This is a genomic window from Escherichia sp. KTE31 (genome assembly GCF_000407925.1).
GTDB classification, from domain to species: domain Bacteria; phylum Pseudomonadota; class Gammaproteobacteria; order Enterobacterales; family Enterobacteriaceae; genus Escherichia; species Escherichia ruysiae.
This window is the reverse complement of sequence record NZ_KE136726.1, coordinates 1-17,156: the sequence shown is the minus strand read 5'-3', so window position 1 is coordinate 17,156 and position 17,156 is coordinate 1. Positions and strand designations below refer to the sequence as shown.

The window sequence follows — 17,156 nt, the reverse complement described above, 5'->3', positions numbered from 1 at the left end:
GTAGATATTTCCTTGTTATTTCACCAGCTTTTCGGCGCGCTGATGTTTGGCCTGATACATATTACGATCGGCAAGCTCTTGTAATTTTTCCGCAGAAGCGTGTTCGCGAGTCAGAGCGTATCCAATACTTAAGGTCATACTTGTCTGGTGACCGTTATGGAGATCGAATGGGCGATGAAAGGTTTGTGTGAGAGCTGTACAGATACGCTGCACTTCATATTCTGACAGTACGCCATACAGAATCATGGCGAACTCATCGCCTCCTATACGGTACGCTTGATGCCGTTTCCCGCTAAATTCCATTAACCGTGTTGCTATCTCGATCAAGACCTGATCGCCCGTCGCGTGACCCCATGTGTCATTGATATATTTAAAATTATCGCCATCAAGAAAAAGTAAGGCTGAGGTTTCCCGAACGGTAGAATCACTCATTAACGTATTGATGCAGTTGCGGAATGCTGCGCGGTTAGCCAGGCCGGTTAACGGATCATGCAGGGCAGTACGTAAGAGTTGCGCATTTTTTGCCTGTAAACGAAGCTGCCACTCTTCCATTTCATCCAGCAGACTATTGAAGTCGAGGGCAAAGCGGTGAAACTCTGCGATACGCTCTTCCGAAACTCGTCGGGAAAAATTGCGGTTAGATCGCACATCATGAACTACATCAGTAATGTTTTTTAGCGCCTCCACCAGTCCGTTATGCAAATGGCGGGTGAGGGTGATTGCAATGCCTGATGCCAGCAGAATACAACCGGTAAGCACAGCGAGTGAAAACCAGATGAAATGGCTGATTGAACTGTCGCGAGCGGTTAACTGGACTTCGCCGATGATTTTTCCATTGTGGCGAATGGGCTGAATTACCGGTGCGGGAAAGAGCCAGTGGCTAATGAAATTACTGAATCTATCTCCCGGTTCTCTGGCTGTGTAGTGCCAGGATGCAATGATATTTTGCTGATTATCACGTACTTCAGCGGTTGAAAATTGACCTTGCTGCCCCAGCGCGGCCAGGGTTTCTGTCGCTGCCGAACCATCGGCAAAAACGACCGCTGCTTCCAGACTATAAGTCATGGTTGCTGCGGTGAGCGCCAGATTTTTTTGCGCATATTGTTTCAGTGTCAGTACCGACGTCACGGAAAGCAGCAGCCAGATCAGCGTCATGGTGATAAAGATGCTGGTCATGCTGATGTTGCGTAATGCTCTTTTAAACGTTGGTCGCTTATTAAGAGAATTATCGTTATCCATCTTTTTTCTTCCGAGCGAGCATTAAGACATCCGGGTTGACCTTCACACCACTACGCGATAAGGCATCCAGGTTTACGGCAAATCTGACATCATTATTGTTGATGATCAGACAAAAGGCGCTGCCAATAATGCACTCTGCATTTTGTTCGGCAATTAATAATAACGCCTTAGACGGATATTGTTTGATTAATTCCATCTGGAATGTCGGTGATTCGTTGCCAAAATAAAAACCATTGCAGTCTGAAATCAGTGCTTCTTGTTTGCTGTGAATGATGACGGGCAGATAAGGTAAAGAAGTCGCGCCATTATCTTGCAGGGTGGTACTAAAACGTGAAGATGAAAAAATACATAGCTTTGGCGGGCCAGATAACGCTGGCCAGCGAGTGTAGCTGACAATACCGGAAACCATCTGGCGCACATTTTTCGCAGCGTCAGTGGTTTCCTGAGCAAGTAATGGTGCGCTCGGCAGGAGGGAAATTAGCAGTAAAAACAGCCGGTGAGAAAAACGCATTCAGGGATCCTCACCACCGTCGCTCGAAATGCATCGATAATTTTTTCAGAATACTCATTAAAATATCATTATTCTATGCGGGCGTCATCACGATGAGAATTAAAGTTTGAGTGAGTTAAATCTCATGACTAATTTGTTGATGACGCTCCAGTTAATTTAATCGCATCGTGCTGGCATTTTCCTCTGCCCCTTTTTGCCATGCTTCATGTAGTTGGTTGGCATTTTCAACATTGTTGCAGCTGGCAGGGAAACTTTTACCGGAAAGCCCTCTGGCATAAGTAAAATCGATTTGGCAGGTTTTCTTTTGTCCTTCGGCATATCCTTTAAGGTATACCCTCCGATCAGCCTGTGAATCGCTAAATGTATCGCCATCTTTTATGGCAATACCAGATATTGCATCTTCCATACCAACATCATACCAGTCGGTGCTGGTTAAGTTTGGCGCGTGAGTATAAGGATCAATCTGGCACCCACAAACCACTAAAGCCAACAAGGAACCGATAAATTTTTTCATCATTTTCTCTCCTTTTTCAAAGCATAGCGGATTGTTTTTAATGAAGGTGTAAATTTATTTATACGAATTTTGAGGCTTTTAGCTTATTAAAATTGCATGTGTAAAGTAATATTTACGAAATATGGATTGAAATCTTTACTTGTTGTGTTATCGTTACGTCATCCTCGCTGAGGATTGACTATCGCAAACGAGCATAAACAGGATCGCCATCATGAAAAAAGACGCGCTGAATAACGTACACATTACCGACGAACAGGTTCTGATGACCCCGGAACAGTTGAAGGCAGCTTTTCCATTAAGCCAGCATCAAGAAGCCCAGATTGCTGATTCGCGTAAAACTATTTCAGATATTATCGCCGGGCGCGATCCTCGTCTGTTGGTAGTTTGTGGGCCTTGCTCCATTCATGATCCTGAAACCGCTCTGGAATATGCTCGTCGATTTAAAGCTCTTGCCGCAGAGGTCAGCGATAGCCTCTATCTGGTGATGCGCGTCTATTTTGAAAAACCCCGTACTACCATCGGCTGGAAAGGGTTAATTAACGATCCTCATATGGATGGCTCTTTTGACGTAGAAGCCGGCCTGCAAATCGCGCGTAAATTGCTGCTTGAACTGGTGAGCATGGGGCTGCCGCTGGCGACGGAAGCGTTAGATCCAAACAGCCCGCAATATTTGGGTGACCTGTTTAGCTGGTCGGCAATTGGTGCTCGTACCACGGAATCGCAAACGCACCGTGAAATGGCATCCGGGCTTTCCATGCCGGTTGGTTTTAAAAACGGCACTGATGGCAGTCTGGCGACAGCAATCAATGCTATGCGTGCCGCTGCACAACCGCATCGCTTTGTTGGTATTAATCAGGCAGGACAGGTGGCGCTGCTACAAACTCAGGGTAATCCTGACGGACATGTGATCCTGCGCGGCGGTAAAGCACCGAACTACAGCCCTGCGGATGTCGCGCAATGTGAAAAAGAGATGGAACAGGCGGGACTGCGCCCCTCACTGATGGTAGATTGCAGCCACGGTAATTCCAATAAAGATTATCGCCGTCAGCCTGCGGTGGCAGAATCCGTGGTTGCTCAAATTAAAGATGGCAATCGCTCAATTATTGGTCTGATGATCGAAAGTAACATCCACGAAGGTAATCAGTCTTCCGAGCAACCGCGCAGTGAAATGAAATACGGTGTATCCGTAACAGATGCCTGCATTAGCTGGGAAATGACTGATGCCTTGCTGCGTGAGATTCATCAGGATCTGAACGGGCAGCTGACGGCGCGCGTGGCTTAAGAGGTTTATTATGGTTGCTGAGTTGACCGCGTTACGCGATCAAATTGATGAAGTCGATAAAGAACTGCTGAATTTATTAGCGAAGCGTCTGGAACTGGTCGCCGAGGTCGGCGAGGTGAAAAGTCGCTTTGGGTTGCCCATTTATGTTCCGGAGCGCGAGGCATCGATGCTGGCCTCGCGGCGCGCTGAGGCGGAAGCCCTCGGCGTGCCGCCAGATCTGATTGAAGATGTTCTGCGTCGGGTAATGCGTGAGTCCTACTCCAGTGAAAACGACAAAGGGTTTAAAACGCTTTGTCCTTCACTACGTCCCGTAGTCATTGTTGGTGGCGGCGGTCAGATGGGGCGCTTGTTCGAGAAGATGCTTACGCTGTCTGGCTATCAGGTGCGGATTCTTGAACAACATGACTGGGAACGTGCGGCTGAGATTGTTGCCGATGCCGGTATGGTGATTGTCAGCGTGCCTATTCATGTGACTGAACAGGTCATCGCCAAATTACCACGTTTACCGCAAGACTGTATTCTGGTCGATCTGGCATCAGTGAAAAATGGGCCGTTACAGGCCATGCTGGCGGCGCATGATGGTCCAGTGCTGGGGCTTCACCCGATGTTTGGTCCGGATAGCGGCAGTCTGGCGAAGCAGGTGGTGGTCTGGTGCGATGGACGCCAGCCGGAAGCATATCAATGGTTCCTGGAGCAAATTCAGGTCTGGGGTGCGAGGCTGCATCGGATTAGCGCCGTCGAACACGATCAGAATATGGCGTTTATTCAGGCACTGCGCCACTTTGCCACTTTTGCTTATGGCCTGCACTTGGCAGAAGAAAATGTTCAGCTTGAGCAACTTCTGGCGCTCTCTTCGCCCATTTACCGCCTTGAGCTGGCGATGGTCGGGCGACTGTTTGCTCAGGATCCGCAACTATATGCTGATATTATTATGTCGTCGGAACGTAATCTGGCGTTGATCAAGCGTTACTATAAGCGTTTTGGCGAGGCAATTGAGCTGCTGGAGAAAGGGGACAAGCAGGCGTTTATCGACAGTTTCCGCAAGGTGGAAAACTGGTTTGGCGATTATGCGCAACGTTTTCAGAGTGAAAGCCGCGTGTTATTGCGTCAGGCGAACGACAGTCGCCAGTAGTCATCTTGTGCCGGGGGAGACATCACCCGGCACGATTTCATCACGCCGGATCAACAGGCACTACGTTCTCACTTGGGTAACAGCCCAATACCTTCATCGAACGGGTGATTTCACCTAATTCTTTCAATGCTTTTTGCATTTCCGCTGATTCAAGATTGGCCTGAATATCCAGATAAAACATCTCTTCCCACGGATTACCGTGAATCGGGCGTGATTCCAGACGGGTCATAATCAGATTATGGTTGCGCAGTACCAGCAATGCTTCAACCAGTGCACCTGCTTGTTGTCCGGTCGCTATTAACAGCGTGGTTTTTGCCGGAACCTGGTCAGACACATTAATGGCTTTACGTGCCAGCACCACAAATCGGGTGAAGTTTTGTCGCTGGTTTGCCTCAATACGCTCCAGTACCTGTAAACCGTACAAGGTGCCGCCGGCCTCGCTCCCCAGTGCAGCAATATGCGGTGATTTTGCCTGTGCAACCTTTTCCATCGCCGCAGATGTACTTTCGGTATATTCAATTTTCCAGTGCGGGTAACGATTAAGGAATTTACTGCATTGCTGGAACGGCTGTGGATGGCTGTAGACTGTAGTGATGGTTGATAAATCTGTAGTACCAGAAACCAGCAGGCAGTGGTCGATGGTCAGCGTCATCTCGCCGACAATCGATAAGCTGGTATGTTGCAGTAGATCGTAAACGTCGTTTATGGCACCTGAGCTGGTATTTTCAATCGGTACAACGGCATAGTCGGCCTGACCCGTTTCCACCTGATTAAAAATATCGGCAAATTTTGCGCAACCGCTTTCAATAAATTGTTCGAAATGGCGGGCGGCGTACTGACGTGCGGCAAGGTGTGAATAGGAACCTTTAGGGCCGAGAAAAGCAATACGAGCTGAATGTGGATTAATTTTATTGAGATGCTGCTGGAGCAGTGCCTGCTGAGTTAATACGGAATCTTCAATGATGAGCTGGAACAGGCGAGTAATGTAATGGGCGTCCAGATGGTGCGCTTTACCGAGCGTAATTAATCTTTCCAGTAAATCGCGTTCACGATCAATATCACGTACCGGGCGATGCGAGAGCAGTTTGGCTTTTCCCACCTCGACGGCCAGTTCGCGCCGCTCTGCCAGTAACGCCAGTAATTTTTCATCCAGCGCGCTGATTTTCTCGCGCAGCGCCAGTAATGGGGTTTCCGATGTCATAGTGTTGCCTTTTTTGTTATCAATAAAAAAGGCCCCCCGGTTTGGGAGGCCTTATTGTTCGTCTTCGCATTCTGTTTCACACGACGAAACGCCTCCCATTCAGGGGAAGGTAAAAAAGAATGCGAAGAAGAACGGCGTGTGTTTCATGTTTGTTTCCTTAAGCGACTTCAGTACAGTACCTGTACTGTTTTCACGCTGTCAACAAAAAACGCGCCCGAAGGCGCGTTGGCGATACACTCAATATAAAGGACTACTCTTCTTCAACTTCTTCGACGAAGTTGGCGTCTTTCACCGATGTTGCGGCACGACGTGCTTCGCCTTTGTGCTGCAGTTTATTGAGCTGCCGTTCCAGCTTGTTGATCAATTCGTTAATTGCGGTGTACATATCTTCATGTTTACCACTGGCAACCAGAACGCCGTTAGGTGTATTGATTGTGGCGTCAGCAACGAACCCTTGTGGCTCTTTGGACAGAATGATATGTGGATTAATCAGATGTGTTTGCCATTTTTCCAGTTTGGCGAGACGGTCTGCGACATGTTGGCGGATGGCCGGAGTAATTTCCATTTGTTTGCTGGTAATGTTCATTGTCATAAATTTTACCTCTTGTCTTCCCGTCTTGGTGAATTCAGCATACCGTTCCTGATGTCAAAATATGTGATGGAAATCTCATAATTTTGTCACTTTTTGTCAACGAAGCTTTTTTGTGAGAAATCGCAGGAAGAGGTGTTTTTTTACTTGAGGAATGTCTCAAACCGAGCCATATTTGATGAGATCGGTCGCGACTAAATAGCTTCAGTCACGGTTGTTATAGAATAAAAAAACGGCAGCTTAAGGGCTGCCGTTTTGCGTCTCAGAATTCTGTTATGTATTGCTGCTATTTGCGGCGATGATTTTCGCTACTTTTTCAGCTTGCGCATTCATCTGCATCTGACGGTATGCATTTTCCATCAGCGGCAGCGCATCACGCGTAGCCTTGGTATCCGGGTAATCGCGCAACATGCCTTCTACACGGTTAACGACGGCAACCCATGCACCACGTTCTGTATAGTACTCAGCAACGGAGTATTCATATTTCGCCAGACGATCTTTCAGGAATACCAGACGTTTGGTGGCATCGGTGGTGTACTGACTGTTCGGATAGCCGCGAACCAATTTGGAAAAGTCACTAAACGCAGCTCGTGCATGTTGAGGATCGCGATCGCTACGGTCAACGCCAAAGAACCCTTGCAGCGCACTGTCATCCAGCGCCATATTGGTCAGGCCACGCATGTACATGACATAATCGATATTCGGATGGGTCGGGTTAAGGCGAATAAAACGATCGATGGCAGCCTGCGCTAACGGCAAATCGGCGTTTTTATAGTAGGCGTAGATGAGATCCAGCTGCACCTGCTGCGAATACGGACCAAACGGATAGCGATTATCTAACGCTTCCAGTTGCGTTATTGCCTGTCTCCAGTTACCGTCCTGCAGCTTTTGTTGTGCAGTCGCGTAAATTTCATTTGGCGGATTATCAGGTACTTCTTCCTTTGACCCCGAGCAACCCGCCAAAAACAGGCTTAGTGTGGCGGCTGCCACCAGATATTTCATGCGCGTCATGACGTTTTGACTTTCCTCAAAATGTAATACGGGAGATTCTCTGTTCCTGCTCCCGGTTAAGACCAGCTACAATAGCACACTATATTAAACGGCAAAGCCGTAAAACCCCAACGATAAACGAAGAAGCAGTATATATGGCACAACGAGTACAGCTCACTGCAACGGTGTCCGAAAACCAACTCGGTCAACGCTTAGATCAGGCTTTGGCCGAAATGTTCCCGGATTATTCACGTTCGCGAATAAAAGAATGGATCCTCGACCAGCGCGTGCTGGTAAACGGCAAAGTTTGTGATAAGCCGAAAGAAAAAGTATTGGGTGGCGAGCAGGTTGCCATCAACGCTGAGATTGAAGAAGAAGCGCGTTTTGAACCGCAGGATATCCCGCTGGATATCGTCTATGAAGATGAAGATATCATCGTCATTAATAAACCGCGCGACCTGGTGGTACATCCTGGCGCGGGTAACCCGGATGGCACGGTACTGAATGCGTTGCTTCATTACTATCCGCCCATTGCTGATGTTCCACGTGCGGGCATTGTCCATCGTCTGGATAAAGACACCACTGGTCTGATGGTTGTCGCAAAAACCGTTCCGGCTCAGACGCGTTTAGTCGAATCTTTGCAAAGGCGTGAAATTACTCGTGAGTATGAAGCGGTGGCAATTGGTCATATGACCGCTGGCGGGACAGTAGATGAACCAATCAGCCGCCACCCGACCAAACGTACTCACATGGCGGTGCATCCGATGGGCAAACCGGCGGTGACTCACTATCGCATCATGGAACACTTCCGTGTGCACACGCGTCTGCGGTTGCGTCTGGAAACTGGACGTACGCACCAGATCCGCGTGCATATGGCCCATATCACTCATCCGCTGGTGGGCGATCCGGTTTATGGTGGCCGTCCGCGTCCGCCAAAAGGTGCTTCGGAAGCGTTTATCTCCACATTGCGTAAGTTTGACCGCCAGGCGCTTCATGCAACCATGTTGCGTCTTTATCACCCAATCTCCGGCATCGAAATGGAATGGCATGCGCCTATTCCACAAGATATGGTGGAGTTGATTGAGGTGATGCGCGCCGATTTCGAAGAGCATAAGGATGAAGTTGACTGGTTATGAGTAAGCTGATTGTCCCGCAGTGGCCGCTGCCAAAAGGTGTTGCGGCCTGTAGCTCTACCCGTATCGGCGGCGTGAGCTTGCCGCCTTACGACTCGCTCAACCTCGGCGCCCATTGTGGCGATAACCCGGATCACGTTGAGGAGAATCGCAAGCGGCTTTTTGCTGCGGGCAATTTGCCTTCAAAACCGGTTTGGCTTGAGCAGGTGCACGGTAAAGATGTGCTTAAGCTTACTGGCGAACCTTATGCTTCAAAACGAGCGGATGCCTCTTATAGCAACACGCCCGGCACAATTTGCGCAGTGATGACTGCCGACTGCCTGCCCGTGCTGTTTTGTAATCGTGCGGGAACGGAAGTGGCTGCAGCCCATGCTGGTTGGCGTGGGCTGTGCGCTGGGGTGCTGGAAGAGACGGTTTCCTGTTTTGCTGATAATCCAGAAAATATTCTCGCCTGGTTAGGGCCAGCAATCGGTCCACGCGCGTTTGAAGTGGGGGCGGAAGTTCGCGAGGCATTTATGGCAGTAGACGCCAAAGCGAGTGCAGCTTTTATTCAGCATGGTGATAAGTATCTGGCGGATATTTATCAGCTTGCCCGCCAGCGTCTGGCGAGCGTTGGTGTTGAGCAAATTTTCGGCGGCGACCGCTGTACATTCACGGAAAATGAGACTTTCTTCTCTTATCGTCGCGACAAGACCACGGGTCGTATGGCAAGTTTCATTTGGCTGATATAACCTAAAGAATCAAGACGATCCGGTACGCGTGATTTTCTTTTCACATTAATCTGGTCAATAACCTTGAATAATTGAGGGATGACCTCATTTAATCTCCAGTAGCAACTTTGATCCGTTATGGGAGGAGTTATGCGTCTGGATCGTCTTACTAATAAATTCCAGCTTGCTCTTGCCGATGCCCAATCACTTGCACTCGGGCACGACAACCAATTCATCGAACCACTTCATTTAATGAGCGCCCTGCTGAATCAGGAAGGGGGTTCGGTTAGCCCTTTATTAACATCCGCTGGCATTAATGTTGGCCAGTTGCGCACAGATATCAATCAGGCATTAAATCGTTTACCGCAGGTTGAAGGTACGGGTGGCGATGTCCAGCCTTCACAGGATCTGGTGCGCGTTCTTAATCTTTGCGACAAGCTGGCGCAAAAACGTGGTGATAATTTTATTTCGTCAGAACTGTTCGTTCTGGCGGCACTTGAGTCTCGCGGCACGCTGGCCGACATCCTGAAAGCAGCAGGGGCGACCACCGCCAACATTACTCAAGCGATTGAACAAATGCGTGGAGGTGAAAGCGTGAACGATCAAGGAGCCGAAGACCAACGTCAGGCTTTGAAAAAATACACCATCGACCTTACCGAACGTGCCGAACAGGGCAAACTCGATCCGGTGATTGGTCGTGATGAAGAAATTCGCCGTACCATTCAGGTACTGCAACGTCGTACTAAAAATAACCCGGTGCTGATTGGTGAACCTGGCGTTGGTAAGACTGCCATCGTTGAAGGTCTGGCGCAGCGTATTATCAATGGCGAAGTGCCGGAAGGGCTGAAAGGCCGCCGCGTACTGGCACTGGATATGGGCGCGCTGGTGGCCGGGGCGAAATATCGCGGTGAGTTTGAGGAACGATTAAAAGGCGTACTGAACGATCTCGCTAAACAGGAAGGCAACGTCATCCTGTTTATCGACGAATTACATACTATGGTCGGCGCGGGTAAAGCCGATGGCGCAATGGACGCCGGGAACATGCTGAAACCGGCGCTAGCTCGTGGTGAACTGCACTGCGTGGGAGCCACGACGCTTGACGAATATCGCCAGTACATCGAAAAAGATGCTGCGCTGGAACGTCGTTTCCAGAAAGTGTTTGTTGCCGAACCTTCTGTTGAAGATACCATTGCGATTCTGCGTGGCCTGAAAGAACGTTACGAGCTGCACCACCATGTGCAAATTACTGACCCGGCAATTGTTGCAGCGGCGACGTTGTCTCATCGCTACATTGCTGACCGTCAACTGCCGGATAAAGCCATCGACCTGATCGATGAAGCAGCATCCAGCATTCGTATGCAGATTGACTCAAAACCAGAAGAACTCGACCGACTCGATCGTCGTATCATCCAGCTCAAACTGGAACAACAGGCGTTAATGAAAGAGTCTGATGAAGCCAGTAAAAAACGCCTGGATATGCTCAACGAAGAACTGAGCGACAAAGAACGTCAGTACTCCGAGTTAGAAGAAGAGTGGAAAGCAGAGAAAGCATCGCTCTCTGGTACGCAGACTATTAAAGCGGAACTGGAGCAGGCGAAAATCGCCATTGAACAGGCTCGCCGTGTGGGTGACCTGGCTCGGATGTCTGAACTGCAATACGGCAAAATCCCGGAACTGGAAAAGCAACTGGAAGCCGCAACGCAGCTCGAAGGTAAAACTATGCGTCTGTTGCGTAATAAAGTGACAGATGCCGAAATTGCTGAAGTGCTGGCGCGTTGGACGGGGATTCCGGTTTCTCGCATGATGGAAAGTGAGCGCGAAAAACTGCTACGTATGGAGCAAGAACTGCACCATCGCGTTATTGGTCAGAACGAAGCGGTTGATGCGGTATCTAACGCTATTCGTCGTAGTCGTGCGGGGCTTGCCGATCCAAATCGCCCGATTGGTTCATTCCTGTTCCTCGGCCCAACTGGTGTGGGTAAAACTGAACTTTGTAAGGCGCTGGCGAACTTTATGTTCGATAGCGACGAGGCGATGGTTCGTATCGATATGTCCGAGTTTATGGAGAAACATTCGGTGTCTCGTCTGGTTGGTGCGCCTCCGGGATATGTGGGTTATGAAGAAGGTGGCTACCTGACCGAAGCGGTGCGTCGTCGCCCGTATTCCGTCATCCTGCTGGATGAAGTAGAAAAAGCGCATCCGGATGTCTTCAACATTCTGTTGCAGGTACTGGATGATGGGCGTCTGACTGACGGGCAGGGGAGAACGGTCGACTTCCGTAATACGGTTGTCATTATGACCTCTAACCTCGGTTCCGATTTGATTCAGGAACGCTTCGGTGAACTGGATTATGCGCACATGAAAGAGTTGGTGCTCGGTGTGGTAAGCCATAACTTCCGTCCGGAATTCATTAACCGTATCGATGAAGTGGTGGTCTTCCATCCGCTGGGTGAACAGCACATTGCGTCGATTGCGCAGATTCAGTTGAAACGTCTGTACAAACGTCTGGAAGAACGTGGTTATGAAATCCACATTTCTGACGAGGCGCTGAAACTGCTGAGCGAGAACGGTTACGATCCGGTCTATGGTGCACGTCCTCTGAAACGTGCAATCCAGCAGCAGATCGAAAACCCGCTGGCACAGCAAATACTGTCTGGTGAATTGGTTCCGGGTAAAGTGATCCGCCTGGAAGTTAATGAAGACCGGATTGTCGCCGTCCAGTAAATAAGAAAAGCGAGCCCCTGGGGGCTCGCTTTTGTCTATAAGTTAGACGGAAAAGACTATATTTAAGATGTTTTGCCTGAAAAATGAGCGAACGATAAAGTTTTTATATTTTTCGCTTGTCAGGCCGAAATAACTCCCTATAATGCGCCACCACTGACACGGAACAACGGCAAACACGCCGCCGGGTCAGCGGGGTTCTCCTGAGAATTCCGGCAGAGAAAGCAAAAATAAATGCTTGACTCTGTGGCGGGAAAGTGTATTATGCACACCCCAGCGCCGCTGAGAAAAAGCGAAGCGGTACTGCTCTTTAACAATTTATCAGACAATCTGTGTGGGCACTCGAAGATACGGATTCTTAACGTCCTCGGACGATAAATGAATACCAAGTCTCAAGAGTGAACACGTAATTCATTACGAAGTTTAATTCTTTGAGCATCAAACTTTTAAATTGAAGAGTTTGATCATGGCTCAGATTGAACGCTGGCGGCAGGCCTAACACATGCAAGTCGAACGGTAACAGAAAGCAGCTTGCTGCTTTGTTGACGAGTGGCGGACGGGTGAGTAATGTCTGGGAAACTGCCCGATGGAGGGGGATAACTACTGGAAACGGTAGCTAATACCGCATAACGTCGCAAGACCAAAGAGGGGGACCTTCGGGCCTCTTGCCATCGGATGTGCCCAGATGGGATTAGCTAGTAGGTGGGGTAACGGCTCACCTAGGCGACGATCCCTAGCTGGTCTGAGAGGATGACCAGCCACACTGGAACTGAGACACGGTCCAGACTCCTACGGGAGGCAGCAGTGGGGAATATTGCACAATGGGCGCAAGCCTGATGCAGCCATGCCGCGTGTATGAAGAAGGCCTTCGGGTTGTAAAGTACTTTCAGCGGGGAGGAAGGGAGTAAAGTTAATACCTTTGCTCATTGACGTTACCCGCAGAAGAAGCACCGGCTAACTCCGTGCCAGCAGCCGCGGTAATACGGAGGGTGCAAGCGTTAATCGGAATTACTGGGCGTAAAGCGCACGCAGGCGGTCTGTTAAGTCAGATGTGAAATCCCCGGGCTCAACCTGGGAACTGCATCTGATACTGGCAGGCTTGAGTCTCGTAGAGGGGGGGAGAATTCCAGGTGTAGCGGTGAAATGCGTAGAGATCTGGAGGAATACCGGTGGCGAAGGCGGCCCCCTGGACGAAGACTGACGCTCAGGTGCGAAAGCGTGGGGAGCAAACAGGATTAGATACCCTGGTAGTCCACGCCGTAAACGATGTCGACTTGGAGGTTGTGCCCTTGAGGCGTGGCTTCCGGAGCTAACGCGTTAAGTCGACCGCCTGGGGAGTACGGCCGCAAGGTTAAAACTCAAATGAATTGACGGGGGCCCGCACAAGCGGTGGAGCATGTGGTTTAATTCGATGCAACGCGAAGAACCTTACCTGGTCTTGACATCCACAGAACTTTCCAGAGATGGATTGGTGCCTTCGGGAACTGTGAGACAGGTGCTGCATGGCTGTCGTCAGCTCGTGTTGTGAAATGTTGGGTTAAGTCCCGCAACGAGCGCAACCCTTATCCTTTGTTGCCAGCGGTCCGGCCGGGAACTCAAAGGAGACTGCCAGTGATAAACTGGAGGAAGGTGGGGATGACGTCAAGTCATCATGGCCCTTACGACCAGGGCTACACACGTGCTACAATGGCGCATACAAAGAGAAGCGACCTCGCGAGAGCAAGCGGACCTCATAAAGTGCGTCGTAGTCCGGATTGGAGTCTGCAACTCGACTCCATGAAGTCGGAATCGCTAGTAATCGTGGATCAGAATGCCACGGTGAATACGTTCCCGGGCCTTGTACACACCGCCCGTCACACCATGGGAGTGGGTTGCAAAAGAAGTAGGTAGCTTAACCTTCGGGAGGGCGCTTACCACTTTGTGATTCATGACTGGGGTGAAGTCGTAACAAGGTAACCGTAGGGGAACCTGCGGTTGGATCACCTCCTTACCTTAAAGAAGCGTTCTTTGAAGTGCTCACACAGATTGTCTGATAGAAAGTAAAAAGCAAGGCGTCTTGCGAAGCAGACTGATACGTCCCCTTCGTCTAGAGGCCCAGGACACCGCCCTTTCACGGCGGTAACAGGGGTTCGAATCCCCTAGGGGACGCCACTTGCTGGTTTGTGAGTGAAAGTCGCCGACCTATGTATCTCAAAACTCACTTACGAGTGATGTTTGAGATATTTGCTCTTTAAAAATCTGGATCAAGCTGAAAATTGAAACACTGAACAACGCAAGTTGTTCGTGAGTCTCTCAAATTTTCGCGACACGATGGTGTTTTACGAAACATCTTCGGGTTGTGAGGTTAAGCGACTAAGCGTACACGGTGGATGCCCTGGCAGTCAGAGGCGATGAAGGACGTGCTAATCTGCGATAAGCGTCGGTAAGGTGATATGAACCGTTATAACCGGCGATTTCCGAATGGGGAAACCCAGTGTGTTTCGACACACTATCATTAACTGAATCCATAGGTTAATGAGGCGAACCGGGGGAACTGAAACATCTAAGTACCCCGAGGAAAAGAAATCAACCGAGATTCCCCCAGTAGCGGCGAGCGAACGGGGAGCAGCCCAGAGCCTGAATCAGTGTGTGTGTTAGTGGAAGCGTCTGGAAAGGCGCGCGATACAGGGTGACAGCCCCGTACACAAAAATGCACATGCTGTGAGCTCGATGAGTAGGGCGGGACACGTGGTATCCTGTCTGAATATGGGGGGACCATCCTCCAAGGCTAAATACTCCTGACTGACCGATAGTGAACCAGTACCGTGAGGGAAAGGCGAAAAGAACCCCGGCGAGGGGAGTGAAAAAGAACCTGAAACCGTGTACGTACAAGCAGTGGGAGCCTCTTTATGGGGTGACTGCGTACCTTTTGTATAATGGGTCAGCGACTTATATTCTGTAGCAAGGTTAACCGAATAGGGGAGCCGAAGGGAAACCGAGTCTTAACTGGGCGTTAAGTTGCAGGGTATAGACCCGAAACCCGGTGATCTAGCCATGGGCAGGTTGAAGGTTGGGTAACACTAACTGGAGGACCGAACCGACTAATGTTGAAAAATTAGCGGATGACTTGTGGCTGGGGGGGAAAGGCCAATCAAACCGGGAGATAGCTGGTTCTCCCCGAAAGCTATTTAGGTAGCGCCTCGTGAATTCATCTCCGGGGGTAGAGCACTGTTTCGGCAAGGGGGTCATCCCGACTTACCAACCCGATGCAAACTGCGAATACCGGAGAATGTTATCACGGGAGACACACGGCGGGTGCTAACGTCCGTCGTGAAGAGGGAAACAACCCAGACCGCCAGCTAAGGTCCCAAAGTCATGGTTAAGTGGGAAACGATGTGGGAAGGCCCAGACAGCCAGGATGTTGGCTTAGAAGCAGCCATCATTTAAAGAAAGCGTAATAGCTCACTGGTCGAGTCGGCCTGCGCGGAAGATGTAACGGGGCTAAACCATGCACCGAAGCTGCGGCAGCGACACTATGTGTTGTTGGGTAGGGGAGCGTTCTGTAAGCCTGTGAAGGTGTGCTGTGAGGCATGCTGGAGGTATCAGAAGTGCGAATGCTGACATAAGTAACGATAAAGCGGGTGAAAAGCCCGCTCGCCGGAAGACCAAGGGTTCCTGTCCAACGTTAATCGGGGCAGGGTGAGTCGACCCCTAAGGCGAGGCCGAAAGGCGTAGTCGATGGGAAACAGGTTAATATTCCTGTACTTGGTGTTACTGCGAAGGGGGGACGGAGAAGGCTATGTTGGCCGGGCGACGGTTGTCCCGGTTTAAGCGTGTAGGCTGGTTTTCCAGGCAAATCCGGAAAATCAAGGCTGAGGCGTGATGACGAGGCACTACGGTGCTGAAGCAACAAATGCCCTGCTTCCAGGAAAAGCCTCTAAGCATCAGGTAACATCAAATCGTACCCCAAACCGACACAGGTGGTCAGGTAGAGAATACCAAGGCGCTTGAGAGAACTCGGGTGAAGGAACTAGGCAAAATGGTGCCGTAACTTCGGGAGAAGGCACGCTGATACGTAGGTGAAGCGACTTGCTCGTGGAGCTGAAATCAGTCGAAGATACCAGCTGGCTGCAACTGTTTATTAAAAACACAGCACTGTGCAAACACGAAAGTGGACGTATACGGTGTGACGCCTGCCCGGTGCCGGAAGGTTAATTGATGGGGTCAGCCGCAAGGCGAAGCTCTTGATCGAAGCCCCGGTAAACGGCGGCCGTAACTATAACGGTCCTAAGGTAGCGAAATTCCTTGTCGGGTAAGTTCCGACCTGCACGAATGGCGTAATGATGGCCAGGCTGTCTCCACCCGAGACTCAGTGAAATTGAACTCGCTGTGAAGATGCAGTGTACCCGCGGCAAGACGGAAAGACCCCGTGAACCTTTACTATAGCTTGACACTGAACATTGAGCCTTGATGTGTAGGATAGGTGGGAGGCTTTGAAGCGTGGACGCCAGTCTGCGTGGAGCCGACCTTGAAATACCACCCTTTAATGTTTGATGTTCTAACGTGGACCCGTGATCCGGGTTGCGGACAGTGTCTGGTGGGTAGTTTGACTGGGGCGGTCTCCTCCTAAAGAGTAACGGAGGAGCACGAAGGTTGGCTAATCCTGGTCGGACATCAGGAGGTTAGTGCAATGGCATAAGCCAGCTTGACTGCGAGCGTGACGGCGCGAGCAGGTGCGAAAGCAGGTCATAGTGATCCGGTGGTTCTGAATGGAAGGGCCATCGCTCAACGGATAAAAGGTACTCCGGGGATAACAGGCTGATACCGCCCAAGAGTTCATATCGACGGCGGTGTTTGGCACCTCGATGTCGGCTCATCACATCCTGGGGCTGAAGTAGGTCCCAAGGGTATGGCTGTTCGCCATTTAAAGTGGTACGCGAGCTGGGTTTAGAACGTCGTGAGACAGTTCGGTCCCTATCTGCCGTGGGCGCTGGAGAACTGAGGGGGGCTGCTCCTAGTACGAGAGGACCGGAGTGGACGCATCACTGGTGTTCGGGTTGTCATGCCAATGGCACTGCCCGGTAGCTAAATGCGGAAGAGATAAGTGCTGAAAGCATCTAAGCACGAAACTTGCCCCGAGATGAGTTCTCCCTGA

At 50.2% G+C, this 17,156-nt stretch carries 12 protein-coding genes, 1 tRNA gene, 2 rRNA genes and 1 other annotated feature; of the genes, 8 read left to right on the top strand and 7 right to left on the bottom strand.

What is annotated here, in order from left to right:
• Positions 1-15: 15 nt before the first annotated feature.
• The 3 genes from dgcN to WES_RS05490 form a co-directional block, all read right to left on the bottom strand.
• Positions 16-1,239 carry a diguanylate cyclase DgcN/YfiN gene (gene dgcN, locus WES_RS05480; RefSeq protein WP_016159573.1) on the bottom strand — a complete coding sequence of 408 codons (1,224 nt, stop codon included), beginning with the start codon at positions 1,237-1,239 and terminating at the stop codon, positions 16-18.
• Positions 1,232-1,750, bottom strand: a complete 519-nt coding sequence (locus WES_RS05485; RefSeq protein ID WP_001212409.1) for a regulatory sequestration protein YfiR — start codon at positions 1,748-1,750, stop codon at positions 1,232-1,234. The genes dgcN and WES_RS05485 overlap by 8 nt, the downstream gene beginning before the upstream one ends.
• Before the next feature lie 151 nt (positions 1,751-1,901).
• On the bottom strand, positions 1,902-2,267 hold the full coding sequence (locus tag WES_RS05490) for a DUF2799 domain-containing protein (RefSeq protein WP_000976010.1): 366 nt from the start codon (positions 2,265-2,267) through the stop codon (positions 1,902-1,904).
• Between the two features lie 208 nt (positions 2,268-2,475).
• Between WES_RS05490 and aroF the strand changes: the two genes are divergently transcribed.
• Complete coding sequence (aroF, locus tag WES_RS05495; protein ID WP_016159571.1) at positions 2,476-3,546, top strand: 3-deoxy-7-phosphoheptulonate synthase AroF; 1,071 nt, start codon at positions 2,476-2,478, stop codon at positions 3,544-3,546.
• A gap of 10 nt (positions 3,547-3,556) precedes the next feature.
• Positions 3,557-4,678 (top strand): bifunctional chorismate mutase/prephenate dehydrogenase, encoded by a 1,122-nt coding sequence (tyrA, locus tag WES_RS05500; RefSeq protein ID WP_016159570.1) that lies wholly within the window; start codon positions 3,557-3,559, stop codon positions 4,676-4,678.
• Positions 4,679-4,718: 40 nt separating this feature from the next.
• On the opposite strand, the gene pheA is transcribed toward tyrA, so the two are convergent.
• From pheA to bamD, 4 genes are all read right to left on the bottom strand, one after another.
• Positions 4,719-5,879: a bifunctional chorismate mutase/prephenate dehydratase gene (pheA, locus tag WES_RS05505; RefSeq protein ID WP_000200175.1), complete on the bottom strand. Its 1,161-nt coding sequence runs from the start codon at positions 5,877-5,879 to the stop codon at positions 4,719-4,721.
• A 22-nt stretch (positions 5,880-5,901) separates the two neighbouring features.
• Positions 5,902-6,027 (bottom strand) — a sequence feature (Phe leader region).
• On the bottom strand, positions 5,979-6,026 hold the full coding sequence (gene pheL / locus WES_RS24135) for a pheA operon leader peptide PheL (protein WP_001386991.1): 48 nt from the start codon (positions 6,024-6,026) through the stop codon (positions 5,979-5,981). Its footprint overlaps the feature before it by 48 nt.
• Before the next feature lie 102 nt (positions 6,028-6,129).
• On the bottom strand, positions 6,130-6,471 hold the full coding sequence (raiA, locus tag WES_RS05510; RefSeq protein WP_000178456.1) for a ribosome-associated translation inhibitor RaiA: 342 nt from the start codon (positions 6,469-6,471) through the stop codon (positions 6,130-6,132).
• 270 nt (positions 6,472-6,741) lie between these two features.
• A complete protein-coding gene (gene bamD, locus WES_RS05515; protein ID WP_000197682.1) occupies positions 6,742-7,479 on the bottom strand; it encodes an outer membrane protein assembly factor BamD in 738 nt (245 codons plus the stop codon).
• A 134-nt stretch (positions 7,480-7,613) separates the two neighbouring features.
• On the opposite strand from bamD, the gene rluD reads away from it, so the two are divergent.
• The 6 genes from rluD to WES_RS05545 form a co-directional block, all read left to right on the top strand.
• Positions 7,614-8,594 (top strand): 23S rRNA pseudouridine(1911/1915/1917) synthase RluD, encoded by a 981-nt coding sequence (gene rluD / locus WES_RS05520; RefSeq protein ID WP_000079112.1) that lies wholly within the window; start codon positions 7,614-7,616, stop codon positions 8,592-8,594.
• Positions 8,591-9,322, top strand: a complete 732-nt coding sequence (gene yfiH / locus WES_RS05525; RefSeq protein ID WP_016159569.1) for a purine nucleoside phosphorylase YfiH — start codon at positions 8,591-8,593, stop codon at positions 9,320-9,322. The genes rluD and yfiH overlap by 4 nt, the downstream gene beginning before the upstream one ends.
• Positions 9,323-9,451: 129 nt before the next feature.
• On the top strand, positions 9,452-12,025 hold the full coding sequence (clpB, locus tag WES_RS05530) for an ATP-dependent chaperone ClpB (RefSeq protein WP_016159568.1): 2,574 nt from the start codon (positions 9,452-9,454) through the stop codon (positions 12,023-12,025).
• A gap of 445 nt (positions 12,026-12,470) precedes the next feature.
• A 16S ribosomal RNA gene (locus WES_RS05535) occupies positions 12,471-14,012 on the top strand.
• A gap of 85 nt (positions 14,013-14,097) precedes the next feature.
• Positions 14,098-14,173 (top strand) — tRNA-Glu (locus WES_RS05540).
• Between the two features lie 191 nt (positions 14,174-14,364).
• Positions 14,365-17,156: ribosomal RNA gene (locus tag WES_RS05545) — 23S ribosomal RNA — on the top strand; the annotation flags it as partial.

Bases quoted from the DNA above. Each gene is read 5' to 3' on its own strand.
- yfiH (WP_016159569.1), top strand. From the start codon at position 8,591: ATGAGTAAGCTGATTGTCCCGCAGTGGCCGCTGCCAAAAGGTGTTGCG.
- WES_RS05490 (WP_000976010.1), bottom strand. From the start codon at position 2,267: ATGATGAAAAAATTTATCGGTTCCTTGTTGGCTTTAGTGGTTTGTGGG.
- dgcN (WP_016159573.1), bottom strand. From the start codon at position 1,239: ATGGATAACGATAATTCTCTTAATAAGCGACCAACGTTTAAAAGAGCA.
- rluD (WP_000079112.1), top strand. From the start codon at position 7,614: ATGGCACAACGAGTACAGCTCACTGCAACGGTGTCCGAAAACCAACTC.
- pheA (WP_000200175.1), bottom strand. From the start codon at position 5,879: ATGACATCGGAAACCCCATTACTGGCGCTGCGCGAGAAAATCAGCGCG.
- raiA (WP_000178456.1), bottom strand. From the start codon at position 6,471: ATGACAATGAACATTACCAGCAAACAAATGGAAATTACTCCGGCCATC.
- WES_RS05485 (WP_001212409.1), bottom strand. From the start codon at position 1,750: ATGCGTTTTTCTCACCGGCTGTTTTTACTGCTAATTTCCCTCCTGCCG.
- clpB (WP_016159568.1), top strand. From the start codon at position 9,452: ATGCGTCTGGATCGTCTTACTAATAAATTCCAGCTTGCTCTTGCCGAT.
- bamD (WP_000197682.1), bottom strand. From the start codon at position 7,479: ATGACGCGCATGAAATATCTGGTGGCAGCCGCCACACTAAGCCTGTTT.
- aroF (WP_016159571.1), top strand. From the start codon at position 2,476: ATGAAAAAAGACGCGCTGAATAACGTACACATTACCGACGAACAGGTT.
- tyrA (WP_016159570.1), top strand. From the start codon at position 3,557: ATGGTTGCTGAGTTGACCGCGTTACGCGATCAAATTGATGAAGTCGAT.